This is a genomic window from Gordonia sp. BP-119 (assembly GCF_016924115.1).
GTDB classification, from domain to species: Bacteria; Actinomycetota; Actinomycetes; order Mycobacteriales; family Mycobacteriaceae; genus Gordonia; species Gordonia hongkongensis.
In genome coordinates, this window is record NZ_JAFFZF010000001.1 from 231,457 (window position 1) to 254,771 (window position 23,315).

Below are 23,315 nucleotides of genomic sequence, written 5' to 3' on the forward strand. Positions count from 1 at the left end.
GGCTTTCAAATCGTGAATCTGCCCAGGCCGGTTCTTCTCGCAACCGGTTTCGCCGTCGTGGGGGTCATCGCACTGGCACTCCAGGATGTCGTCGTACCCCTGGGCGCCCAATTCTGGGGCTTGTTGCACAACCAGATCGATCTCTCGGTGTATCAGGCGGGTGCCCGGGCGGTCGCCAACGGGGTCAGTCTCTACGACGTCAAGATGATCGGCGACCTGGACTACACCTACTCGCCGTTCTCCGCCCTGTTGTTCAGTCCGCTGGCCTGGGTGTCCTTCGACCTCGCGCGTCCGCTGTGGACCGCGGGCATCGTCGTGGCGCTCTACCTGGCGATCATGCTGAGCTTCCGTAGCCTCGGCCGACCGGTGACCTGGCCGTTGCGCGTCATCGCGGTGTCGCTGGTCGCGGTGGCGATGTTGTTCGAGCCGGTGCGGACGACCATCTGGTACGGACAGATCAATGTCTTCCTGATGCTCGTCATCCTCGCGGACCTGACGCGTCCGGACGGTGGACGCCTCAAGGGGTTCTGGACCGGCGTCGCCGCCGGCATCAAGCTGACACCCCTCATCTTCGCCGGATACTTCCTGGTGCAGCGGAACTGGCGCGCCCTCGCGGGGGTCATCGGCGGTTTCGCCACCACCGTGGTGATCGGTTTCGCGGTGTTGCCGGGGGATTCGTGGTCGTACTGGACCGGAAAACTGTTCGAGTCCGACCGGGTCGGGTCGGCGCAGTTGCGCGGCAACCAGTCCCTCCGCGGCATGCTCGCCAACCACCTCGACACCGACAATCCGCCGACGCTCCTGTGGCTCGTCGTGGTCCTGGCGGCGCTCGCGGTCGGCTTCGCGGTCGCGACCTACGCCCATCGCAAGGGCCAGGAACTCCTGGCCATCAGCATCGTCGGCATGACCGCGTGCGTCGTGTCGCCGATGTCCTGGGGCCATCACTGGGTCTGGTTCATCCCGATCCTGGTCATCGGGGTCCACCTGGTTCTCGACGCCCGGCAGCCGCGGTCGCCGCGGGTGTGGGCCGGTGTGGGCGTGGCGGCACTGGTGCTTCTCGCGTTTTCGTGGCCGACGCATGTACCGGCGCTGATCCCGGACGGTTACTACACGGGGCTGTACGTCAAGACCCGCATCACGTGGCTCAACTGGTTCACAGTCAGCCCCTACCTGTGGGCCTACCTCGGCGTGCTCGTCGCGACGGTCGTCGGCCTGCGGATGGTCGGCAGCCGTGGCTACTCCTCGCCGACGCCCGCCGACCCGATCATCCCGCCCGGCGTCGCGGCTGCGGTGATCGCCGAGGGCGGGCTGCCGACCGGCGATGCCGGCGGCGCCGCCAGTGAGGGCACACGACGGCCGGACACGGGTGGCGAGGAGTCCGGGCCGCGCGACTCGCGAGGCACGTCCGGGCATACTCCGCGTACCTCGGAAGACACCCGCGGGATGGCCGATGACCTGGTCGGAACCGATGGCGAACCCGTCACCGAGACACCCGATCAGGGGCCCGCCGCACCAGTGTGAGGCACACTCATCGACTGTCACGGGTCGCCGGTAGTCTCGACGCGTGGCTCTGTATCGCACCTATCGCCCGGCTACCTTCGCCGACGTCGTGGGGCAGGAGCACGTCACCGATCCGTTGAGCCGTGCCCTGGATTCCGGTCGCATCAATCACGCGTATCTCTTCTCCGGTCCCCGCGGTTGTGGCAAGACGTCGTCGGCGCGGATCCTGGCTCGTTCGCTGAACTGTGTGCAGGGCCCCACCTCCACACCGTGCGGAACGTGTGTCTCCTGTGTGGCGCTCGCGCCGGGGGGTCCGGGCAACCTCGACGTCATCGAGCTCGATGCCGCCAGTCACGGCGGTGTCGACGACACCCGCGAGCTGCGTGACCGCGCCTTCTATGCGCCCGCCGAGTCGCGCTACCGCGTGTTCATCGTCGACGAGGCGCACATGGTGACGAACGCGGGATTCAACGCGCTCCTCAAGATCGTCGAGGAGCCGCCGGAGCATCTGATCTTCGTGTTCGCGACCACCGAACCCGAGAAGGTGCTGCCGACCATCCGGTCGCGCACCCACCACTACCCGTTCCGGCTGCTCGCGCCGCCGGTCATGCGCGGTCTCCTGGAGACGATCTGTGAGCGCGAGGGCGTGACCGTCGCGTCCGAGGTGTACCCGCTCGTCATCCGGGCGGGTGGCGGTTCGCCTCGTGACTCGCTGTCGATCCTCGATCAGCTGCTGGCCGGCGCCGACGACCAGGGTGTCGCCTACGAACGCGCACTGGCGCTGCTCGGTGTCACCGACGTGGCGCTGATCGACACCGCGGTCGACGCTCTCGCCGACGCCGACGGTTCGGCACTGTTCGGCACGGTGGAGAAGGTGGTCGACGCCGGGCACGATCCTCGACGGTTCGCCGTCGACCTGCTGGAACGTCTGCGCGATCTGATTCTGCTGCAGGCTGTTCCGGACGCCGCGGACCGTGGACTCGTCGAGGCGCCGGGTGACCAGCTCGCCCGCATGCGCGCCCAGATCGAGACCCTCGGGCCCGCGTCGCTGACCAGGTTCGCCGAGATCGTGCACAACGCGCTCGGGGAGATGCGCGGCACGACGTCGCCGCGACTCCTGCTCGAGGTGATGTGCGCGCGGATGCTGCTGCCCGCGGTCTCCGCCGACGACGCAGCTCTGTTGCAGCGACTCGAACGACTCGAGTCGGGGATCGGCACGACGTCGATCCCGGTACCCGCGAAACCGGCTGAACCGGAACCGGAACCGAAGTTCGTGCGGCCCTCGCAGCGCAAGGCGATGGAAGAGGCCAAGGCTGCCGAGGCGTCCGAGCGCGCAGCCGCGGAAGCCGTCGAGGCCGACGCCGCGCAACCCGACGCCGGCCGGGTGCCGGAACCGGTGGTGTCTGAGCCGGTTGCGCCGGCGACGGTGGTGGAGACTCCTGCGCCGGAACCCGTCGTTGCTGAAGCGGTCGAGGCAGACGCGGCGCCCGAGGCGGTTGAACACGACTCGACCGACGTCGCAACGGGTTCGGGGGCCGAGGCGGAGGCCGTGCTGCCCGCGGAGGAGCCCGCCGACGACGAGTCGATGCTCGACGAACTGATCGCCGACCAACCGAGTGCCGAGGCGGCAGAGGTCGAACCGGCGCCGGACCCGGCGCCGGCCGCTGACGCCTCATCGGAGGACGAGACGGCGTCCCTGATCGAGGTGCCCGCCCCGCCGACGCCGACTCAGCAGCCGGCACGGGCCGACCGGACCCCGTCCGCACCCGAACCGCCGTCGCGCCATCGGGACGCGCCCTCGCCCGAACCGGAACCGATTGCCGAACCGGCGTCGACCGCGGCGTACGACGACATCCCGCTGCCCGATGAGCCCGTCGACGAGGACGACGTCCCGCCACCCGACGCGATGCCGGTCCGTGCCCGTCGGCCCGAGCCCGAGCCGGTGCCCGAACCGGAGCCCGAGCCCGAGGCGACCGCCGGGCTCGACGCCGACTCGGTTCGCAAGCGGTATCAGGACATCCGGGCCGCGGTGCGGGAACGGTCGAAGAGTCTCGAGCCGATGCTGTCGGCGGCGGTCATCGCCGACGTCGACGGGACGACCGTCGTGCTCTCGCATCCGGTCGAGGTGCTGGTCGGGCGGTTGTCCGCGCCGCACGCCGTGACGATCATCCGCGAGGCGCTCACCGAGGTCTTCGGCACCGAACTCGACGTGCGTACCGTGCACCAGGCGCCGGGCGCCGCCGCGCCCTCCGCCACGTCGACCGCGCCGCCGTCGAAGCAAGCGGCCAAGGCTCGGCAGTCGTACTCACGTCCGAGCCGCGCGCGTGACCAGTCGGCGACGCCGGCCCCCACACCGGAGCCGGTCGCCGAACCGGAGGAGCCCGAGCCGCCACGTGCCGACGAGGACATCCCGCACGACGAACGCGCGGAGATGGTGGCCGATGCACGCACCGGCAGCCCCGAGCAGCGGCTCGACCCCGACCAGGTGGCGCTGGAACTACTCAAATCGGAGCTGGGGGCACGGCCGCTCGAGTGACCGGGTGCGCTCGGGAAGCTTTGTCTGAAAACCGCCCCGCGCAACAGGTTCGACGACGATACGCCGCGTGTCCGATTTCTGAGGGCGGTTTTCAGAGGCGCGTCGGGCTCAGGCGTCCCACCACGGCCGGAGTGGCACCTGGTGGCCGCCGTCCTCGTCGAGTTTGGTGGCGAGCACGTGGTGGAGCTGGATGATGTTGCGGTCGAAGCCGATTCGGCAGCCGGCCATGTAGAGGCCCCACAGCCGCGCGGTGCCCTCGCCGACCTCGGCCACCGCTTCGTCCCAGTGCTCGACGAGGTTGATGTTCCAGTCGCGCAGCGTCATCGCGTAGTGCTCGCGGAAGTTCTCCTCGTGGATGACCTCCATGCCGCCGATGTCCTGCAGCTTGGAGATGATCTTGCCGGAGCCGGTGAGCTCGCCGTCGGGGAAGACGTAGCGGTCGATGAACGATCCCGCCTTGCTGCGGCTCGCGTTGTCGGGGCGCGTGATGCAGTGGTTCAGCAGCATGCCGCCGGGACGGAGCTTGTCGCGCATGAACCCGAAGTAGGACGGGTAGTTGTGGACACCGATGTGCTCGGTGAGCCCGATGGACGACACCGCGTCGAAGCCGCTCTCGGCGACGTCGCGGTAGTCGCTGTGCCGGACCTCGGCGAACTCGCCGAGCCCTTCGTCGGCGATCGCCTTCTGGGCCCACTGCGCCTGCTCGGCGGACAGCGTCGCCCCGATCGCGTGGACACCACGACGCGCGGCATAGCGGACCATTCCGCCCCAGCCGCAACCGATGTCGAGGAGGCGGTCGCCGGGCTTGAGGCGGAGCTTCTCGAAGATGAGGCGGTACTTGTTCTCCTGCGCGGCTTCCAGCGATGCGTCGCGTTCCGGGTAGACGGCGCAGGTGTACGTCATCGAAGGTCCGAGCACCCACTCGTAGAACGTGTTCGAGACGTCGTAGTGGTAGTGGATGACCTCGGCATCACGAGACTTGCTGTGCCGCAGTCCTTCCGCAAATCGACGCCAGCGCGGCACGGCCTCCTGCGGCGGCGGTGCGATCGGCTTGAAGTGATCGATGCCCAGCGACCGCGCGATGTGGGCGAGCGACAGGGGGGAGGGGCGGTGGAACTGCAGGTTGCTGGCCAATGCCTTCAGCGCGGGGTACGGATCACCGGGGTGCGCGCCGATGAGTTCGAGATCGCCTGCGATGTAGGCGCGCGCGAGTCCGAGATCGCCGGGTGCGGTCACCAGATACGTCGTACCGCGCGGGGTCTTCAGATCGAGGCCGTACTGGGCGTCGACGGGTCCGGCGCTGCTGCCGTCGTAAGCGGTGATCCGGATCGACAGGTTTCCGCCGAGGAGTGCTTCGAAGATCTCGGCGAGGGTCATCTTGCCGGCGTGCGAGTCCACACTCGACGCCGAACTCTCCTTGAACGTGGTCATTGGCGTTTCACCGCTTTCGAGTAGAGGTCCAGCAGACGACCCCGCGGGTCGTACCGCTTCTTGAGGAGCCGATAACTCTCTCCGCCGTAGAGTTCGTCGAACTCCTCCGGCGTGTAGAAACTCTCTGAATACAGCGACTTGTGGCCGTCGAGTTCGGCGACCTTGCGTTCGATGGTCTTGTTGGTGTGCCCGGGATCGCCCGGGGTGACCGGCACGGCGGACCAGAAGCCTACATTGACGTACGTGCGTTGCGGGGCAAGGGGATACAGCGGCCAGGGGCGTACCGGATCGGCGCCGGGGAGGGCGGGCTCGCGAAGCCGGAGGGGGCACAGCCAGATCGGTTCGATGGGAATCTCGGAGAGGAACCACTCGACGTAGTCGGCGGTCCGGTCGATGGGAACCTCGATGTCCTGCACGACGCGTTCACCCGCCGGTAGTCCCTTGCGGGCGTTCAACCGGTCGCCGATGTCGAATCGCTGGTCGAGACCGATCAGCTTCCAGTAGAAACTGCTGCGGAGGTACCGCTTCGGCCACCAGCGCCGGATTCGCGGATTCTGTGCGCCGAAGGCGCGTGAGCACCAGAACCAGTCGGTGTCCCAGCGCCAGAGGTAGTCGTGGATCGTCAACCTATCGGTCGTCTTCTGTTGGATGGATCGATAGAAGATGTCCATCCCGGTGTAATCGCTGACCGGTCCGTCCTCGCCGGTCTGGCGGCCGAGCGTCAGATAGGACTCGTTGGCGGAGAACACGACTCCGTCGAGGTAGTCGACCGGTTCGCCGTCGTGCGACTTCGTGGTGACGATCGTGTCCATCGCCGACTGGAGATCGGCGATACTCGTGAACCGGAGATGGTGCAGTGCCACATACGGCTTCACCGGCTCCAGCTCGATCCGCAGCCGAACCGAATAACCGAGCGTGCCATAGGAATTCGGGAAACCGAAGAAGAGGTCGGCATGTTCGTTGGTGGGCGTCGCTGTCAGGATCTCGCCGTCGCCGGTGAGGATGTCGATCTCGAGAACCGACTCATGGGGCAGTCCGGAGCGGAAGGACGTGCTCTCGATGCCGAGTCCGGTGACCGCGCCGCCGAGGGTGATCGTCTTGAGCTGTGGGACGACCAGCGGTGCGAGGCCGTACGGCAGAGTGGCCGCGACGAGGTTCTCGTAGGTGCACATGCCGGCGACGTCGGCGGTGCGCGCCTCGGGATTCACCGAGATGACCCGATCGAGTCCGGAGACGTCCAGTCCCGGATGCGGATTGGCGGCGCGCTTACGAAAGAGGTTGGACGTCTTCTTCGCAAGACGCACGGTTGCCTGCGGCGGGATGGCACGATAGCTGGCCAGAAGGTCGGCAACCCCCTGGTCGAATGCCGCTCCCCCCATCTCGAGCCCGTTGATCACCCGGTTAGCCTAGGACTTGATCAGTTCGCCCGCCAATCGTTTCGTAACTGAGGAGTGTCCAATCGTGGGTCAGGTTTCCGCATCGCAGTCGCTCGACATCGCCGCCGCCCCGGACGCCGTGGTCGTAGCTCTCGCCGACTATGAGGTCGTGCGGCCGGCCATCCTCCCGGAGCAGTACCGCGACTACAAGGTGATCAGCGGCGGCAAGGGCGACGGCACCGTCGTGCACTGGATTCTGCAGGCGACGTCGAAGCGGCAGCGCGACGTGCAGGCGACCGTCAGCGTCACCCCGGACACCATCACCGAGCGCGACGCCAACTCGACGATGGTGACCACCTACACCGTCGCGCCGTCGGGCAGTGGTTCGCGCGTCACGACCACCACCACTTGGCAGGGGGCCGGCGGCATCGGTGGGTTCTTCGAGAAGACATTTGCGCCGAAGGGTCTCAACCGGATTCAGGCCGAGGTCCTCGGCAACCTGAAGAAGCGCCTCGAGAGCTGACGGCTCGGCATCTCCGACCGCGGCGCTCGATGACCTGCTCACCCGACAGCGTGCGATGACCGGCGCGGGATCGACCGATCCCGTCCGGCGCCGCCGTGGCCGGGCAAGGCCGTCGCCCTTGCCCATCCGCGACGGCGTCGACGCCACGCGCGTGGTGTTGCGTTCGGGGCCGGAGCTGACCGTCGGTCAGGCGCTGCTGGCCGCGCCCGTGCTGGCGGGGCTGACCGCCGACGATCTGGGTCGACGCGCCGCCGCGGGCGAGATCGTCGATGCCGACGGCCGACCCGCGGATCTGGCCGCGCCGTCGAGCCGCAATGTCTCGCTGTACCTCTACCGCGACCTCGACGACGAGATCGCGGTCCCGTTCGACCTGCCGGTGATCCACCACGACGAGAACATCGTCGTGGTGGACAAGCCGCACTTCCTCGCCACGATGCCGCGGGGCCGTCACGTGACCGAGACCGCGCTGGTGCGGCTGCGTCGAGAACTGGGCTCCGACACCGTCTCGCCGGCGCACCGCCTGGACCGCCTCACCGCCGGGGTGCTGCTGTTCACTCTGCGGCCCGAGGTGCGCGCGGCCTATCAGGACCTGTTCGCGTCCCGGACCGCCCGCAAGGAGTACCTCGCGCTCGCGCCGGCCGACGAGGCGCTGGCGTCGACCGTGACCGTGCGGGACCGGATCGAGAAGACCGCGGGCGACCTGCGCGCCCTCGTGGTGGACGGGCCGGTCAACGCCATCAGCGACATCACCCTGACCGAGGTCGTCGGCGGCCTCGGCGTCTACCGACTGGTGCCGCACACCGGCCGCACCCATCAGCTCCGGTTGCACATGGCGTCGCTCGGGGTGCCCATCGTCGACGACCCGCTCTACCCCGACGTGCGGCCGGGACTCGCCGCTCTTCCGGATCACGGGGACTTCACCCGGCCGCTGCGGCTGGTGGCCCGGTCACTGGAGTTCACCGATCCGCTGACCGGCGAGGAACGCCGCTTCGAGAGTCGGCGGCCGGTATCGGGGTAGGGGTCCACGATCTACCCTGGCGCCATGACCATCCGCGCGTCCTACGAACGGCATCCCGACCTGGGCTGCGAGGCCGTGGTCTTCATCGACGACGAGTCGCTGGCCTGTTTCCAGATCCAGCGCGATCTGGTCGGCGGGCCGCGCGCCGACGAATACTGCGTCACCACGGGAGCCAGTGCGCCCGTCTACGGCGGGATCACGCAGTGGCGTCGCATCGACGACCGATTCGAGTTCGCGCTCACCGCGCGCGCCGGTCGGCTGTTCGGCGACGAGGTCCTGTCCTTCGAGGTGGCCGCCGTCGAGGAGTCGACCGTCGACGACATCGCCGCGCATGTCGATCGGTTGCTGCGCTGACGCTGCGACTACCCTGGGCCGGGTGACGCAACCATTCGATCCCAGCGCGTTGTTCGGCGGCGGTCAGGGCGGGGAGAACCCGATGGCCGGACTGCTGGCCCAGGCGCAGCAGATGCAGGAGAAGCTCCTGTCGGCGCAGAACGAGATCGCGGCGGCGGAGGTGGTCGGTAGTGCGGGCAACGGGCTCGTGACCGTGACCGGCAACGGCACCGGTGAGGTGACCGCCGTGTCGATCGATCCGAAGGTCGTCGATCCCGACGACGTGGAGACCCTGCAGGACCTGTTGCTGGGTGCGTTGGCCGACCTGTCGGAGAAGCGCGAGCAGCTTGCCAGCGAGAAGATGGGGCCGCTCGGCGGTGGTCTCGGCGGTGGTCTCCCCGGATTGGGCGGCTGAGTACGCCCACCCCGCGTACGACGCCGAACGACGAGTAGGAATCCCGGACACCGTGGACGCAGATCAGCATGTATGAGGGACCGATCCAGGACCTGATCGACGAGCTGGCCAAACAGCCGGGCCTCGGTCCGAAGGGCGCCCAGCGCATCGCGTTCCACCTGCTGGCCGGGGAGAAGTCCGACATCGATCGCCTCGTCGCCGCGCTGGGACGGGTCCGCGACGACGTCGTCTTCTGCGCGGAGTGCGGGAACGTCTCGGCCAATCGGCTGTGCCGGATCTGTTCGGACGCCCGCCGCGACGCCAGCAAGATCTGTGTCGTCGAGGAGCCGAAAGACGTGCACGCGATCGAACGGACCAAGGAGTTCACCGGGCGCTACCACGTACTCGGTGGTGCTCTCGACCCGTTGTCCGGGATAGGCCCGGACCAGTTGCGTATCCGTGAACTGCTGCGTCGGCTGGCCAATCAGGAAGACGGCGTCGACGTCTCCGAGGTGATTGTCGCGACCGACCCGAACACCGAGGGCGAGGCGACCGCGACCTACCTCCAGCGCATGCTGAAGGACTTTCCCGGCCTGTCGGTCACCCGGCTCGCGTCGGGGCTGCCGATGGGCGGCGACCTCGAGTTCGCCGACGAACTCACCCTGGGTCGTGCACTGTCGGGTCGTCGCATCCTGGCGTGAGGTCGGTGGCCGTCGTACCCGGCAAACCGGACGGCTAGGGTCATGTGGTGATCTCGCGTACTGGGTGGCGTCGTCGTGTCCGGGGTGTTGCAGCAGGCCTGACGGTGGTGGTCGCGGGCGGCCTGGTGGGTGCCGTACAAGGCGTGCAGCCGCCCGAAGCATCCGCTGCGCCGGCGCTCGATTGGCAGGCATGCCCCGCGGTGCACGGCGTACCGGCGACGGTCCGGTGCGCGACGGTCGAAGTTCCGCTCGACCACACCGAGCCGAACGGCGAGACCATCGAGATCGGCGTGAGCCGTATGCAGGCGCGCGACCAATCCCGGCGTCGCGGTGTCGTGATGGGCAACCCGGGCGGCCCGGGCGGCGACGGCATCGCGATGTTCAGTCAGCTGCGCCCGCCGGCGGCCATGCTCGACGAATGGGATCTGGTGGCCGTGCAGCCGCGTGGTCTGGTGTCGGGCACACCGCTGCGCTGCGATCCGATCACCGGCGACGAGCCCGAACTGATGACGGCGCTGGGCAAGCTGAATCGCGATCGCTGCGAGGCGCGTACGCCGGGCCTCGGGGCGACGCTCACCACCGAGAACACCGCCCGTGACATGGAGGTCGTCCGGCGGCTGCTCGGCGAACCGAAGGTCAGCCTCTACGGCATCTCGTACGGCACCCTGCTGATGTCGACGTACGCGACACTGTTCCCGCAGCGCGTCGACCGGATGGTCCTCGACTCCGGTTTCGACCCGAGCGTGGTGTGGAACAGCCTTCTCTCCGTGCAGACACCCGGCTACAAGGCGCGGGTGCACGAGATGATGGCGTGGATCGCGCGCCACGACCGGATCTATCATCTCGGCACGACGCCACTCGCCGTGTACCGGAAGTGGAGCGACCGGGTCAGTGCCGAGGCCGGTGTGCCGCCATCGCTGCTGGCACCTCCCGCGCAGGTCGGGGACGTGCCGCCAGGCCTGCGGGCGGTCGCGCAGCAGTACATCGCGGGAACCGACCTGACCGCCGACGCGCGTGCCAGGTTCGAGAACCTGGTGTTCACCCTGCTCCGGCCCGGGTCGCTGCAGCTGACGTCGCAGCTACTGGTGCTCACCCGCGCGCTCGCGCCTGATCGCAACTCCTGGCCGACAGTGGCGCTGATGACCGCGAACCCCGGCCGGAAGCTACCCACCCCGGGCCCCGCCGCGATCGAGGCCGCCCAGGTATCGCAGGATATGCAGGCCGCGGTCCTGTGCAACGAGAACCAGGTCCCCGCCCAACCGTCGCTCGGCTTCCAGGCGTTCCTCGCGAACTACGTGACCGGGGATCCGTTCGAGGCACCAGGTCTCGCCTACGAGTCCGGCCTCGCGTGTGCCGGTGCGCCGGCGCTCGCGCGGCCGGTCGAGATCCGCAACCGCGGGCTGGCGGTGGCGCCCCTGCAGATCCAGAGCGTCGGCGACCCGCAGACCCCGTATCGCGGGTCGCTGAAGATGCGTGAACTCATGCGCAGCCACCTCATCACCGTCGGTGGTGGCGACCACGCGCAGCTCGGTCGCGCCAACAAGCCACTCGACGACGCCATCGTCGAGTACTTCCGCACCGGCCGGACCTCGGTGCAGCGCGTCCCCGAAGCCCCGATCACGGCTCCGCTCACCCGGTTGCCCTCGGCGTTCGCGTCCGGGGCGGCCGGTCGGTGACCCACCCTGATCTGGTGAGCCCGCAGACCCGCGCCCGTGTGACCGAACTGGCCGCTCGCCTCGACGCCGGGATCGTCGCGATCGACGGACCGTCCGGAGCGGGCAAGTCGACGATCGCCGATCTCCTGGTCGCGGACCTGCGCGCTCGGGGAGTCGGGGTGACCCTGGTCCGCACCGACGACTTCGCGACGTGGGACGATCCGGTTGCGTGGTGGCCGGAGCTGGAAACCGATGTGCTGCACCCCTTCACCCGACGACGCGACTACCGGTACCGGCCCCGCGTGTGGCAGGACGGCGTCCCGGCCCCCGGGCCCCGCGTGTGGATCGAGTGGCAGCCGCTCCTGATCATCGAAGGGGTGTCGTCGGCGCGGCGCCGGATCGCCGGCCGCCTGTCCCACGCGCTGTGGCTCGACGGCGGGACCCCGAGCGAACGGCTCGAGCGGACGGTCGCCCGCGACGGCGAGGACGCGCGAGGTCATCTTCAGGCGTGGCAGGAGTTCGAGCGCGGCTGGTTCGGCGTGGATCGCACGCGGGAACGGTGCGTCGTACTGGATTGAGTGGGCTTGGACTGAGGGGTCTCGGACTGACGGTCCCGTCGGCCGACCGGGATGCCGAGCGGACGCCGCGGTTAGTGTCGAGGGATGGCCACCCGACGACGCTTCCGTGATCTGGCGGAGCTCGACGCGCAGCTGATCGAGTGCCGTGCATGCCCGCGCCTCGTCGAATGGCGGGAGTTGGTCGCGCAGGAGAAGCGACGGGCGTACGCCGACGAGGAGTACTGGGGGAGGCCGGTGGCCGGTATCGGTCCGGCGGATGCGCGACTGCTGATCGTTGGCCTCGCCCCCGCGGCGCACGGTGGGAATCGGACCGGGCGCATGTTCACGGGTGACAGAAGCGGCGATGTCCTGTTCTCGGCGCTGTATCGCGCCGGCCTTGCGAGCCAGCCGCTCTCGGTCGCGATCGGCGACGGGTTGGAGCTGTTCGACACGCGGATCACCGCACCGGTCCACTGTGCACCACCGCAGAACAAGCCGACGGTCGAAGAGCGCGACACCTGTTCGTACTGGCTGCACGCCGAACTCGAGTTGCTCGCGCCGACGGTCCGTTCCGTGATGACACTCGGTGGATTCGGTTGGCAGTCAACGCTTCGTACCTTCGCGAGGCTCGGCTGGACGGTCCCGAAGCCGATGCCGAAGTTCGGTCACGGTGTCTCCACCACCCTCGTCCGCGACGGTGCCGAACTCGAGGTCTTCGGCTGCTACCACGTGAGCCAGCAGAACACCTTCACCGGACGGCTCACTGTGGAGATGGTCGTCGACGTACTCACCGCGGCGGCGCGGTCGGCGGGGATCGAGAGTGCTTGAGGGAGCCCTCGGTCAGCGGAAGGCCGTCGTCGACGTTATCGCCGCCGTCCCGCGGCGAGGCGTTCCCGGCGGAGCCGGTCTACCTCGGGGAGGTCAAGCGGGGCAAGGGATTCGACGCCGAGCGCGGTGGCCAGGAGGTGATCGGCGAGTTCGGGGTTGCGGGCCAGTGCCGGACCGTGCATGTAGGTGCCGATGACGCTGCCCTGGACGACGCCCTCGGTGCCGTCGCCGACGCCGTTGCCCACGCCGTGCCGTACCCGACCCAGTGGGGCCGCGTCGGACCCGAGAGTCGTTCCGCCGCGGTGGTTCTCGAAACCGGTGAGGGACTGTGACAGTCCTGGGAGGGTCGGATCGACGAGCAATTCGCCGATACTCCGCTCCGCCTGGGGCGCCGTCGTGAGATCGAACAGGGAGATGCCGTCGACGCGTTCGCCCGCCGATGTCTCGTACCAGTGGCCGAGCACCTGGATGGCGGCGCAGATGGCCAGCACCGGCCGTCCGGCCGCCGCCGCCTGCTGCAGACCCGGGTAGCGCGTGAGGTGCCGGGTGGCGAGCCGCTGCGCGTAATCCTCGGCGCCACCGAGGGTGTAGACGTCGAGCGAGTCGGGGACCGGATCGTCGAGGGTGATGTGGATGACCTCGGCGTCGATGCCACGCATCAGTGCGCGGCGCTTCAGGACGAGGGCGTTCCCACCGTCCCCGTAGGTACCCATGACGTCGGGCAGGACGAGGCCGATCCGCAGGGTCGATTCGCTCACTGCTCCGCCTTCCGTGATCGTGCTGCGCGTTCCAGGGCGGTGCCGAGATCGCGGAACGCCGTGTAGTTCGCCAGGACCTCGACGCGTCCCGGCGGGCAGGATGCGATGGCGGCCATGGGATCCGGGATGGTGGTGTGTTCGGCGCCCGCGTAGAGCAGCCGGACCGACAGGTCGGCGGCGCGCTCTCCGGCCGCGACGACCTGCATGGTCTCGAACGCCTCGAAGCGCACGTCCCACAACCAGGACAGGTCCTCGCCGTCGGGCACCTGGCCGTTGACCGCGATCACCAGCCCGTCGGCGTCCTGGTCGATCATCGACATCGCTTCCTGCCACCCGGCCGGGTTCTTCGCGAGAAGTGTTCGGACCGAGTGGTTTCCGACCTGGTGGATGCCGTACCGGCCGGCGACCTCGCCGACGGTGCCGACGGCGGCCACCGCGCTGCGCGGGTCGGCGCCCATCGCGACGGCCGCGGCCACCGCCTGGGTCGCGTTGCCGCGGTTGGCCCTGCCCGGCACCGCGAGCTCCAGGGGAGCGCTGAAACCCTCGGGTCCGTAGATGTTCTCGTCGTCGAACCACCAGTCGGGTGTGGGGCGGCGGAAGTTGTCGTCGCCGGTCGACCGCCACCCCTCCTCGGAACGGACGATGGGCTCGCCGGTGCGGGGGCAGCTGACGGAATCGCCGACCCAGCTCGCGCCGGCCGCGACCCAGACCACGTCCGGGGCGTCGAAGGCGGCCGACGTCACCAGGACGTCGTCGCAGTTGGCGATCACCGTGGTCTCGGGATGACGTGCGATGCCTTCACGCAGCCGACGCTCGATCATGTTGATCTCCCCGACTCGGTCGAGCTGATCCCGGGAGAGGTTGAGCATCACGAGGACCTCGGGGTCGACGGCGTCGCTGACGTGCGGGACGTGCAGTTCGTCGACCTCGAGCGCGCAGAACGGCGCCGTCCGGCTCAGGGTCAGCGTCGCGATGATGCCGGCGTCCATGTTGGCGCCGTCGGCCTGGGTGGCGACCTCGCCGAGTTCGGCCATCGCGGCCGCGGTCATCCGTGTGGTCGTCGACTTCCCGTTGGTGCCGGTGACGATCGCGGTGCGTTTGCCCGCGGCGAGCCGACCCATGATCTGAGGGTCGATCTTCGCGGCGACCAGACCGCCGATCATCGACCCCTTGCCCCGCCCCGCGGTGCGCGACGCCCACCGGGCCGCGGCCGCAGCGCCCAGGGCGACGGCGGTACGGGTGGGAACACGGGTGTTCGTACGGGTTGCGGAACCGGCGGAAGAGAGTCGGTCGGGCATGCGCACGAGTGTGTCACAGGCCGATCCGACGGGAGTGGTCGTGCCGTGTGCCGACGCCGCGTAGGCTCGGCGGCTGTGAGTCGCGACACCCATCTGCGCCTGTCCCTGCCCGCCCGAGTGCAACGCGGACTGTTGCTCGCCGTCGCACGAATCCCGGCCGGAGCGTTGGCCGTTCTGGGGCGACGGGCACCGGTCAACTCCGACGGTGAGCGGGTCGCCCCCGAGCTTGCCGCGATCGGCTGGGCCAACGACAACGTGCCCGGGCTGAATCCCTTCCAGGGCGAGGTGGCGCAGTCGCGTGCGCAGACCGACGAGGTCGGCGCCGCCATGGCCGAGGCGCTGCCTCCCATGGCGGTGGAGGAGGACCTCGTCATCGACGGACCCGCCGGCCCGATCCCGGCCACCCGGTATCGCTCCACCACCGACTCGGCCGGGCTGCTCGTCTACTTCCACGGCGGCGGCTTCGTCACCGGCAGCCGGATCAGCCACGACACCTTCGTCCGGCGTCTGGCACATGGCACCGGCCTCGACGTGCTCTCCGTCGACTACCGGTTGGCCCCCGACGCCCCGTTCCCCGCGGCCGTCGAGGACGCGGTGGCGGCGTGGCGCTTCGCTGTCGAGGTGGCGCCGCGGTGGGGTCTCGATCCGGCGCGGATCGTCGTCGCCGGTGACAGCGCGGGCGGAAATCTCGCGACCGTCGTCGCCCGGGAGGTCCGTGGCGAAGCGGTCACCCCGGCTTTCCAGCTGCTCATCTACCCGGTGACCGACCAGGCCGCCGACACACCCTCGCGCCGGGAGTTCGTGTCGGGGTACTTCCTCACCGCCGACGGCATCGACTGGTTCACCGATCGCTACCTGCCCGACGCCGCGCAGCGGAGCGACCCGCGCTGCTCGCCACTGCTTGCCGACGATCTCAGCGGTCTCCCGCCTGCGCATGTCATGGTCGCCGGCTTCGACCCGCTGCGTGACGAGGGCCTCGCGTACGCGCGCAGGCTCGAGGAGGCCGGCGTGCCGGTCACGGTCCGGCGAGAGGGCGCGATGATCCACGGGTTCGTCAACATGACCTTGATCAGTCCGGGGGCCCGGGCCGCGGTCGACCGTCTGTGCGCGGTGGTGCGCGGGGCCCTTCCGTCGGCCGGGTCCAGCTCAGCCGCCTGAGCGCACCGGTATTCGGGCGCCCTCCCGAGCGCCCGTCGACGACGACACGGAATCGGCCGGCTTCTGCGTGGCACCTGGAACGGTCGGGCGCCTACGGGCTCGCGGCCGGGCCATCACCCCGGCAGCGCACCCCGCGACGACGATGACCGCACCGACGATCTCCCCGACGCTGGGGACTTCGCCGAGAACGAAGAATGCTGCCGAGATCCCAACCACGGGCACGAGCAGCGACATCGGCGACACCCGGCTTGCGTCGTTGCGTCCCAGCAGCGTGGTCCACAGACCCGCACCGATGACGGTGCCGAAGATCGCGAGGTAGGCGAGGCCACCCAGGGCACGGAGTCCACTCTCGGTACCGAGCGTGGCGAGCGCGTCGAAGCCGGCGGAGGGGCCCTCGACGATCAGGCTCACCGCATACAGCGGCGGAGTGGCGACGACGGCCATCCACAACGTCATCCGCAAGGAGTCGTCGGGACGGGCGAGTCTGCCCCCGATGTTGCCCGCTGCCCAGCTCAGACCACCGAGCACGGTGAAACCGATCGGGAGCAGAGCGGCCACGCCGAGGTCGCTGCCGCGCATCCGGTCGATCGCGATGACCGCCATGCCGAGGACCGCGACCGCCAGGCCGAGGATCTGTCCGGTCGTCATCCGTTCGCGGAGGAACAGCACGCCGAGCATGACCGTGAAGGGCGCCGAGGTCTGGAGGACCAGCGAGGCGAGCCCGGTCGGCATGCCCAGATCCATGGCCAGGAACAGCATGATGAACTGCACGCTGCCGAAGCCGGCGACGTACAGCAGGAACCACTTCAGGCGCACCTTCGGGAACCGCACGAACAACATGACCGGTATCGCCATCACCGCGAATCGCATCGCGGCGAGGAAAAACGGCGGGAAGTGGTCCAGCCCGACTCGGATCGCGATGAAGTTCAGTCCCCAGAGCAGGACGACGAACAACGCGAGGAGGCGATCACGAGTGGACATGGCCCCATCGTCGGCGTGGACGATGTGAAGGACAATCGAATTTAACCGGAATAACTATTCAGTTTCTCTGAACGGTTACTCCTGCGCCGCGGCGACCTTCGCCCGCACGTCATCCATGTCGAGCCCCTCGACGGCGCCGATCAGTTCCTCGAGCTGAGCCGCAGGTAGTGCACCGGGCTGGTTGAAGACCAGGATCCCGTCCCGGAATGCCATGAGCGTCGGGATGGAACGGATTCCGAGACTGCCGGCGAGCTGCTGCTCGTCCTCGGTGTCGATCTTGCCGAACACGATGTCGGAGTGTGCTTCGGAGGCCTTCTCGAAGACGGGCGCGAACTGTCGGCACGGGCCGCACCAGCCGGCCCAGAAGTCGAGGAGGACGATGCCGTCCGAGGCGATGGTGTCCTCGAAGGTTTCCAGGGTGATGTCTTGTGATGCCATGCCCCCACCAACGGATCGGACCGCTCGGACATTCCACCCCGGAGGTCATGCCGTGACCCACGGCACCGCCTGACGACGACGTGGGCCTGAGTACCGTTGTGGCATGGAAGTCCGGCGTCTGCGGCTGCTGCGGGAATTCGCCGACCGGGAGTCGATCGGCGCGGTCGCCGAGGCGATGCACATGACCCCGTCGGCGGTGTCGCAACAGCTGAAGGTCCTGGCCGAGGAGGCCGGTGTCGCGTTGTTCGAACCCGATGGCCGCCGAATCCGATTGACCGAGGCGGGGCGTGCGCTCGTACTGCGCGCCGATGACGTGATCGCGGCGGTGGATCGGGCGCAGGAGGAGATGTCGTCGTATCGGTCGGGCAAGACCCGGGTCCGCCTGGCGATGTTCCCGTCCGGTGCGACCCTGCTGCTGCCGGCGGTCCTGGAGCGGGCCACCGCATCGGGCATCGACGTACACGCGGTCCATCTCGACGTCGGATACCACGACGCGGCACCGGCTCTCGCCGACCACGATATCGTCGTCACCCACCGTGACGAACGCACGCCGGCGATCGACGTGCCCCGGGTCCGGGTCACCGAGCTGATGCGCGAACCGGTCGACGTGATCGTCGCGGCCGACAACGAGTTGGCCACACGAGATCAGGTCGCGGTCACCGAACTGGCCGACCACGATTGGATCAGTGTCGAGGGCGGGTTCCCGGTCGATGACGTGCTGGTGTCGATCTCGGCGGCGACCGGAGTGGCGCCGCGGGTCACGCAGCGGATGCTGGACTTCACCACCATCGAGGCGCTCGTCGCCCATGGGCACGGCATCGCGCTGATGCCGCGCTTCGCGGTCCGCCATCCGAAGGTGAAACGGCTGGTGCTCAAGGGAGTTCGCGCCGCACGGGTGTACGAGGCGCTCGCCCGTCCGCGTTCGCGGTCCGCCGTGCAGCAGGTCGTCGATCACCTACGTGTGGTGGGTGCCGAGCAGGGCTGACGGCCCGACGCCACCTGAGCGGGCCCGGATACACCGACAGCCCGGGGCGCGTGCCCCGGGCTGTCGACGATTGCGAGAACTCAGACGCCGAGGCTCTTGCCGACGATGTCCTTCATGATCTCGGTGGTGCCACCGAAGATCGTCTGGATACGAGCGTCGGTGTAGGCGCGGGCAACCCGGTACTCGTTCATGTAGCCGTAGCCGCCGTGCAGCTGGAGGCAGCTGTCGATGACCCGCTTGGCGAGCTCGGTACACCACCACTTGTTCTTCGAGGCGTCGACGGCGTTCAGTTCACCATCGAGAACGCCCTGCAGGCAGCGGTCGATGTAGACCTCGGCGATGTCGAGCTCGGTCGCCATCTCGGCGAGCGAGAAGCGGTTCGCCTGGAAAGTGCCGATCGGGCGGCCGAAGGCCTTGCGGTCCTTGGTGTACTGCAGGGTCTCGTCGAAGATCGCACGCGCACCGGCGATGGCGCCGATGCCGATCGACAGCCGCTCCGACGGCAGGTTCTGCATGAGGTGGTAGAAGCCCATGCCCTCCTGGCCGAGCAGGTTCTCGACCGGGACGCGCACGTCGTTGAAGTGCAGCTCGGCGGTGTCCTGGGCCTTGAGGCCCATCTTGTCGAGCTTGCGACCGCGCTCGAAGCCCTCCATGCCGCGCTCGACGACGAGCAGCGAGAACGCCTTGTGGCCCGCCTCGGGATCGGGGTTGGTCCGGCAGACCACCACCACGAGGTCGGAGTTGATGCCCGACGAGATGAACGTCTTGTTGCCGTTCAGGACATAGTGATCGCCCTCGAGCTTGGCCGAGGTCTTGATGCCCGCCAGGTCGGAGCCAGCGCCCGGCTCGGTCATCGCGACGGCGAGGATCGTCTCGCCGGTGGCGATCCCGGGCATCCAGCGCTTCTTCTGCTCGTCGTTGGCGAGGTGCACGAAGTACGGTGCGACGACGTCGTTCTGCAGGCTGAGGCCGGGTGCCGCGCCGTCGAACTTCGCGAACTCCTCGACCACCACGGCGTTGAACCGGAAGTCGTCCATGGCACCGCCGCCGCCGTACTCCTCGGGGATGTTGAATCCGAGAAGACCTGCGTCACCGGCCTTCTTGAATGCGATGCGATCGACCTGACCGGCTCGCGTCCACTCCTCGGTGTACGGGGCGCATTCGCGCTGCAGGAACTGCCGCGCGGTTTCCCGCAGGGCCTCGTGCTCGTCTTCGAAGATGGTGCGTTTCATGGCTTCTGCCTTTCTGCTCTACTCGATCGTCGTTCAGGAGTTGTCGGTCGGTCAGTTGTCGTTCTGGTCGGCGTCGCGCGCGCCGACGACGCGCAGTGAGAGCAGCGCATACGACGCCGCGACCTCGGCCGGTGTCCGGGCACCCGAGGGGCGGTACCAGGTGGTGATCGCCTGGCATGCGCCGAACAGGTAGCGCAGCACGTCTTTCACGTCGTCGTCGAAGTGGAACTCACCGGATTCGACGCCACGCTCGATGACACTGGCGAGCAGCTCCTCGGTCTCGGTCCGCATCGCGACGTAGGTCTCCCGTCGCGGATCCTCGACGTCGAGGTGGCGGAACTCGCTTGCCACGCTGGCGAGTTCGACGTCGTTGGTCATGTGCAGGACGATCGACTCGATCGCGTTGGACAGCTGCTCGCTCGGCGTCCGTCCGGACTCGATGGCCGCACCCACCCACGCGAGCACAGCGGTCATCGCCGCCTCGAGCAGTTCGACCAGGATCCCCAGCTTGTTGTCGTGGTGGTAGTACAGCGTCGGCAGCGACACCCCCGCTCGCGAGGCGATGTCGCGGATCGAGGTGCCGTGGTAACCGCGTTCATAGAACGCGTGTTTCGCCGCGACGAGAGTGGCCGGCAGCGGAACCTGTTCGCGCAGCCGCCAGTCCAGACCGTCGGTCTCGATCGTGAATTTCCGGGCGGGAACCGCCCGGGCCGGCTCAGACACGTTCGATGATGGTGGCGTTGGCCATGCCCGCGCCCTCGCACATGGTCTGCAGGCCGTACCGGCCACCGGTCGCCTCGAGATGGTTGACGAGCGTGCCCAGCAGGCGGGTGCCCGACGATCCGAGCGCGTGGCCCAGCGCGATCGCGCCGCCCCGCGGGTTCAGCTTGGCCGGGTCGGCGCCGAACTCGTGGGCCCAGGCCAGGGGCACGGAGGCGAAGGCTTCGTTGACCTCGTAGGCGTCGATGTCGTCGATGGACAGTCCCGAGCGCGCGAGGATCTTGTGCGTGGCCGGGATGGGAGCGGTCAGCATGAAGATCGGATCGTCGCCGGCGACCGAGAACGAGTGGAACCGTGCGCGGGGGGTCAGGCCCAGCTTCGAGGCCATGACGTCGCTCATGATCAGTGCGCCCGACGCGCCGTCGGTCAGCGGCGACGAGTTACCGGGGGTGATGTGCCAGTTGATCTCCGGGAAGCGAGCCGCGAAGTCCTCGCTGTAGAACGACGGCTTCAGGCCCGACAAGCCCTCGGGAGTGGTGGTCGCGCGCACCGTCTCGTCGGTCTTGTGCGTGAACGTCGTGCCGTCGGCGTCAGCGACGTCGATGGGCAGGATCTCGCGATCGAAGAAGCCCTCGCCGGCCGCCGCGGCGGCACGCTGGTGGGACTGCGCGGCGAAGGCGTCGAGCGTGTCGCGGTCGAACTTCCACTTGGCGGCGACCAGTTCAGCGGAGATGCCCTGTCCGACAAGTCCATCCGGGTACCGTGCTTCGATGCTCGGGCCGTAGGGGCTGCGCCCGGCGGTGGTGAAGCCCATCGGGACGCGACTCATCGATTCCACGCCGGCGGCGATCACCACGTCGTAGGCGCCGGCGATGATGCCCTGCGCGGCGAAGTGGGCGGCCTGCTGGCTCGATCCGCACTGCCGGTCGACGGTGGTGGCGGGTACGGATTCGGGGAAGCCGGCGGACAGCAGCGCGGTCCGCGAGATGTTCAGGGCCTGCTCGCCGGCCTGACCGACGCAGCCGCCGATCACGTCGTCGACGAGTGCCGGATCGAGGTCGTTGCGCTCGACCAGGGAGCGCAGCACATGCGCGAGGAGCTCGACGGGCTTGGTCTCCGACAGCGAGCCACCGGGCTTGCCCTTTCCGGACGCGAGGCGGACGACGTCGACGATGACGGCTTCGGGCATGAGGGTTCCTCTCGGGAGCGGGTCACGGCGCAGCGCACCGCTTCGCGCGGCGTCCTTTATCTAACGATCGTTATACCGGTCTAGCACGCGCCCGGCAGGGGAATCAACAACACTGGCCGCGGAAATGCGCGAAGCCCCCACCCGACAGGTCGGATGGGGGCAGATGTCGCGGTGGGTCAGATGGTGCCTTTGTCCGGCTGACCTGCAGGAACGGCGGTGAAGGTCCGGACGTCCAGCGGTCCGGAAAGCAGGCCCCCGATCGCCTTGCCGAGCGTGGTGAGCGCCGGAGCGGAGCCGTGCGTCGCCAGGGCCTCCGTGGATTCCCAGCGCTCGATCATCACCAGGTCGGTCGAGTCGCCGGTGGCCTCGTGCAACGCGTACTTCCCGCATCCCGGCTCGCCGTGGACTTCGGGGATCGCGGCGAGCACGGCCTCCCGCACGGCCTGTTCCTCACCGGGTTTGGGGGAGATGGTGGCGACGACGATGACTTCGGACATTCGTGGAACTCCATTCGCGTCCAGCGGGTCGTGGACTCGGGACATGCCTGGCACGTGGACGCCGGACACCCCGGTGACGTTAGGTCAGCGAGACGACCCGGTGTGGCGGTTTCGTCAGGACCGCGGGTCGTCGGAGGTCAGCGCCAGCCGAGAGCCGGTGCGACGTGTGTGAGGATCGACTCGAGGACGTGTGCGTTGTACTCGACCCCGAGTTGGTTCGGCACCGTCAGCAGCAGTGTGTCGGCCGCGGCGATCGCCTCGTCCTCACGCAACTGCTCGATGAGCTTGTCCGGCTCGTCGGCGTAGCTGCGTCCGAATCGGGCCACACTGTTGTCGATGACACCGACCTGATCCGATTCAGCACCACCACGTCCGAAGTAGGCGCGGTCGCGGTCGTCGACAATTGCGAAGATGCTGCGGCTCACCGATACTCGTGGCTCACGCGGGTGTCCGGCATCGGCCCAGGCCTTGCGGAACCGCTGGATCTGTTCGGCCTGTAACTGGTGGAACGGCACCCCGGTGTCCTCGGTCAACAGCGTCGAGCTCATCAGGTTCATGCCCTGCTGGGCGGTCCATTCCGCGGTCGCCCGGGTCCCGGCGCCCCACCAGATGCGGTCCCGCAGGCCGGGGGACTGCGGCTCGATGGGCAGGAGTCCCGGCGGGTTGGGGAACATCGGACGGGGATTCGGCGTGGCGAAGCCGCCGCCCTCGATGACCTTCAGGAACACCTCGGTGTGCTGTCGCGCCATGTCCGCATCGGTCGACCCCTCGGGCGGTACGTAGCCGAAGTACTTGTAGCCGTCGATGACCTGCTCGGGGGACCCACGACTGATCCCGAGCTGCAGCCGACCGCCGGAGATGAGATCTGCGGCGCCGGCGTCCTCGGCCATGTACAGCGGGTTCTCGTAGCGCATGTCGATGACCCCGGTGCCGATCTCGATGTGACTGGTCTTCGCGCCGATCGCCGCGAGCAACGGGAACGGCGATGCGAGTTGCCGTGCGAAGTGATGGACGCGGAAGTACGCACCGTCGGCGCCGAGCTCCTCGGCGGCCACCGCGAGGTCGATGGACTGCAGCAGCGTGTCCGCGCCGGACCGCACCTGGGACCCGTGGGCGTCCGACCAGTGACCGAACGACAGGAAACCGATGTTCTTCATGCCCTCTAAATGAAACTCTGGTCCGTTTTGTTCCCGTCAGAACGATTCCG

Annotated in this window: 23 protein-coding genes; 12 read left to right on the forward strand and 11 right to left on the reverse strand. The window is 68.6% G+C overall.

Annotation, left to right across the window (positions count from 1 at the left end):
* Nucleotides 1–12 precede the first annotated feature (12 nt).
* Nucleotides 13–1,521, forward strand: coding sequence for a glycosyltransferase 87 family protein (locus tag JW364_RS00995; RefSeq protein WP_205333152.1), 1,509 nt, complete (start codon nt 13–15; stop codon nt 1,519–1,521).
* 43 nt (nt 1,522–1,564) lie between these two features.
* Nucleotides 1,565–4,036 carry a DNA polymerase III subunit gamma and tau gene (locus JW364_RS01000; protein WP_205333153.1) on the forward strand — a complete coding sequence of 824 codons (2,472 nt, stop codon included), beginning with the start codon at nt 1,565–1,567 and terminating at the stop codon, nt 4,034–4,036.
* Between the two features lie 108 nt (nt 4,037–4,144).
* Here JW364_RS01000 and JW364_RS01005 read toward each other — a convergent pair whose 3' ends face one another.
* Together JW364_RS01005 and JW364_RS01010 are read right to left on the reverse strand one after the other, a co-directional pair.
* The gene (locus JW364_RS01005; protein ID WP_205333154.1) at nt 4,145–5,467 is read right to left on the reverse strand and encodes a class I SAM-dependent methyltransferase; all 1,323 of its coding nucleotides are present in this window, start codon (nt 5,465–5,467) and stop codon (nt 4,145–4,147) included.
* Entirely contained in the window at nt 5,464–6,846 is a 1,383-nt protein-coding gene (locus tag JW364_RS01010) for an FAD-binding oxidoreductase (protein ID WP_205333201.1), read from the reverse strand. Before JW364_RS01010 ends, JW364_RS01005 begins: the two co-directional genes overlap by 4 nt.
* A gap of 82 nt (nt 6,847–6,928) precedes the next feature.
* On the opposite strand from JW364_RS01010, the gene JW364_RS01015 reads away from it, so the two are divergent.
* The 8 genes from JW364_RS01015 to JW364_RS01050 all read left to right on the forward strand — a co-directional run bounded on the left by JW364_RS01015 (nt 6,929) and on the right by JW364_RS01050 (nt 12,852).
* On the forward strand, nt 6,929–7,366 hold the full coding sequence (locus JW364_RS01015; RefSeq protein ID WP_205333155.1) for an SRPBCC family protein: 438 nt from the start codon (nt 6,929–6,931) through the stop codon (nt 7,364–7,366).
* A gap of 118 nt (nt 7,367–7,484) precedes the next feature.
* Nucleotides 7,485–8,384: a pseudouridine synthase gene (locus JW364_RS01020; RefSeq protein WP_374100781.1), complete on the forward strand. Its 900-nt coding sequence runs from the start codon at nt 7,485–7,487 to the stop codon at nt 8,382–8,384.
* A 24-nt stretch (nt 8,385–8,408) separates the two neighbouring features.
* Nucleotides 8,409–8,738 carry a hypothetical protein gene (locus tag JW364_RS01025; protein WP_058251043.1) on the forward strand — a complete coding sequence of 110 codons (330 nt, stop codon included), beginning with the start codon at nt 8,409–8,411 and terminating at the stop codon, nt 8,736–8,738.
* Nucleotides 8,716–9,132, forward strand: coding sequence for a YbaB/EbfC family nucleoid-associated protein (locus JW364_RS01030; protein ID WP_240198449.1), 417 nt, complete (start codon nt 8,716–8,718; stop codon nt 9,130–9,132). Before JW364_RS01025 ends, JW364_RS01030 begins: the two co-directional genes overlap by 23 nt.
* A 68-nt stretch (nt 9,133–9,200) precedes the next feature.
* Nucleotides 9,201–9,812 carry a recombination mediator RecR gene (recR, locus tag JW364_RS01035; protein ID WP_058251045.1) on the forward strand — a complete coding sequence of 204 codons (612 nt, stop codon included), beginning with the start codon at nt 9,201–9,203 and terminating at the stop codon, nt 9,810–9,812.
* 44 nt (nt 9,813–9,856) lie between these two features.
* Nucleotides 9,857–11,488 carry an alpha/beta fold hydrolase gene (locus tag JW364_RS01040; RefSeq protein WP_205333158.1) on the forward strand — a complete coding sequence of 544 codons (1,632 nt, stop codon included), beginning with the start codon at nt 9,857–9,859 and terminating at the stop codon, nt 11,486–11,488.
* 14 nt (nt 11,489–11,502) lie between these two features.
* Nucleotides 11,503–12,045 carry a (d)CMP kinase gene (locus JW364_RS01045; RefSeq protein WP_091344307.1) on the forward strand — a complete coding sequence of 181 codons (543 nt, stop codon included), beginning with the start codon at nt 11,503–11,505 and terminating at the stop codon, nt 12,043–12,045.
* A gap of 84 nt (nt 12,046–12,129) precedes the next feature.
* The gene (locus JW364_RS01050) at nt 12,130–12,852 is read left to right on the forward strand and encodes a uracil-DNA glycosylase (protein WP_058251048.1); all 723 of its coding nucleotides are present in this window, start codon (nt 12,130–12,132) and stop codon (nt 12,850–12,852) included.
* Nucleotides 12,853–12,887: 35 nt separating this feature from the next.
* Here the strand turns inward: JW364_RS01050 and JW364_RS01055 are convergent, their stop codons facing one another.
* Together JW364_RS01055 and JW364_RS01060 are read right to left on the reverse strand one after the other, a co-directional pair.
* The gene (locus JW364_RS01055; RefSeq protein ID WP_058251049.1) at nt 12,888–13,610 is read right to left on the reverse strand and encodes a type 1 glutamine amidotransferase; all 723 of its coding nucleotides are present in this window, start codon (nt 13,608–13,610) and stop codon (nt 12,888–12,890) included.
* The gene (locus tag JW364_RS01060; protein WP_205333159.1) at nt 13,607–14,908 is read right to left on the reverse strand and encodes a MurT ligase domain-containing protein; all 1,302 of its coding nucleotides are present in this window, start codon (nt 14,906–14,908) and stop codon (nt 13,607–13,609) included. Before JW364_RS01060 ends, JW364_RS01055 begins: the two co-directional genes overlap by 4 nt.
* Nucleotides 14,909–14,983: 75 nt before the next feature.
* Here JW364_RS01060 and JW364_RS01065 point away from each other — a divergent pair, with 75 nt between their 5' ends.
* Nucleotides 14,984–16,066, forward strand: coding sequence for an alpha/beta hydrolase (locus tag JW364_RS01065; protein WP_205333160.1), 1,083 nt, complete (start codon nt 14,984–14,986; stop codon nt 16,064–16,066).
* On the opposite strand, the gene JW364_RS01070 is transcribed toward JW364_RS01065, so the two are convergent.
* Nucleotides 16,055–17,047: an EamA family transporter gene (locus tag JW364_RS01070; protein ID WP_205333161.1), complete on the reverse strand. Its 993-nt coding sequence runs from the start codon at nt 17,045–17,047 to the stop codon at nt 16,055–16,057. The two genes, JW364_RS01065 and JW364_RS01070, sit on opposite strands and share 12 nt — an antisense overlap.
* A gap of 75 nt (nt 17,048–17,122) precedes the next feature.
* On the reverse strand, nt 17,123–17,485 hold the full coding sequence (trxA, locus tag JW364_RS01075; protein WP_205333162.1) for a thioredoxin: 363 nt from the start codon (nt 17,483–17,485) through the stop codon (nt 17,123–17,125).
* Nucleotides 17,486–17,588: 103 nt separating this feature from the next.
* Between trxA and JW364_RS01080 the strand changes: the two genes are divergently transcribed.
* Complete coding sequence (locus JW364_RS01080; protein WP_205333163.1) at nt 17,589–18,470, forward strand: LysR family transcriptional regulator; 882 nt, start codon at nt 17,589–17,591, stop codon at nt 18,468–18,470.
* An 80-nt stretch (nt 18,471–18,550) separates the two neighbouring features.
* Here JW364_RS01080 and JW364_RS01085 read toward each other — a convergent pair whose 3' ends face one another.
* From JW364_RS01085 to JW364_RS01105, 5 genes are all read right to left on the reverse strand, one after another.
* Nucleotides 18,551–19,702, reverse strand: a complete 1,152-nt coding sequence (locus tag JW364_RS01085; RefSeq protein WP_058251055.1) for an acyl-CoA dehydrogenase family protein — start codon at nt 19,700–19,702, stop codon at nt 18,551–18,553.
* Nucleotides 19,703–19,753: 51 nt separating this feature from the next.
* Nucleotides 19,754–20,425 (reverse strand): TetR/AcrR family transcriptional regulator, encoded by a 672-nt coding sequence (locus tag JW364_RS01090; protein ID WP_058251056.1) that lies wholly within the window; start codon nt 20,423–20,425, stop codon nt 19,754–19,756.
* The gene (locus tag JW364_RS01095; RefSeq protein WP_068972280.1) at nt 20,418–21,611 is read right to left on the reverse strand and encodes an acetyl-CoA C-acyltransferase; all 1,194 of its coding nucleotides are present in this window, start codon (nt 21,609–21,611) and stop codon (nt 20,418–20,420) included. The genes JW364_RS01090 and JW364_RS01095 overlap by 8 nt, the downstream gene beginning before the upstream one ends.
* 176 nt (nt 21,612–21,787) lie before the next feature.
* Nucleotides 21,788–22,108, reverse strand: a complete 321-nt coding sequence (locus JW364_RS01100; protein WP_068972281.1) for a putative quinol monooxygenase — start codon at nt 22,106–22,108, stop codon at nt 21,788–21,790.
* A gap of 137 nt (nt 22,109–22,245) precedes the next feature.
* Entirely contained in the window at nt 22,246–23,265 is a 1,020-nt protein-coding gene (locus JW364_RS01105; protein ID WP_068972282.1) for an LLM class flavin-dependent oxidoreductase, read from the reverse strand.
* Nucleotides 23,266–23,315 lie beyond the last annotated feature (50 nt).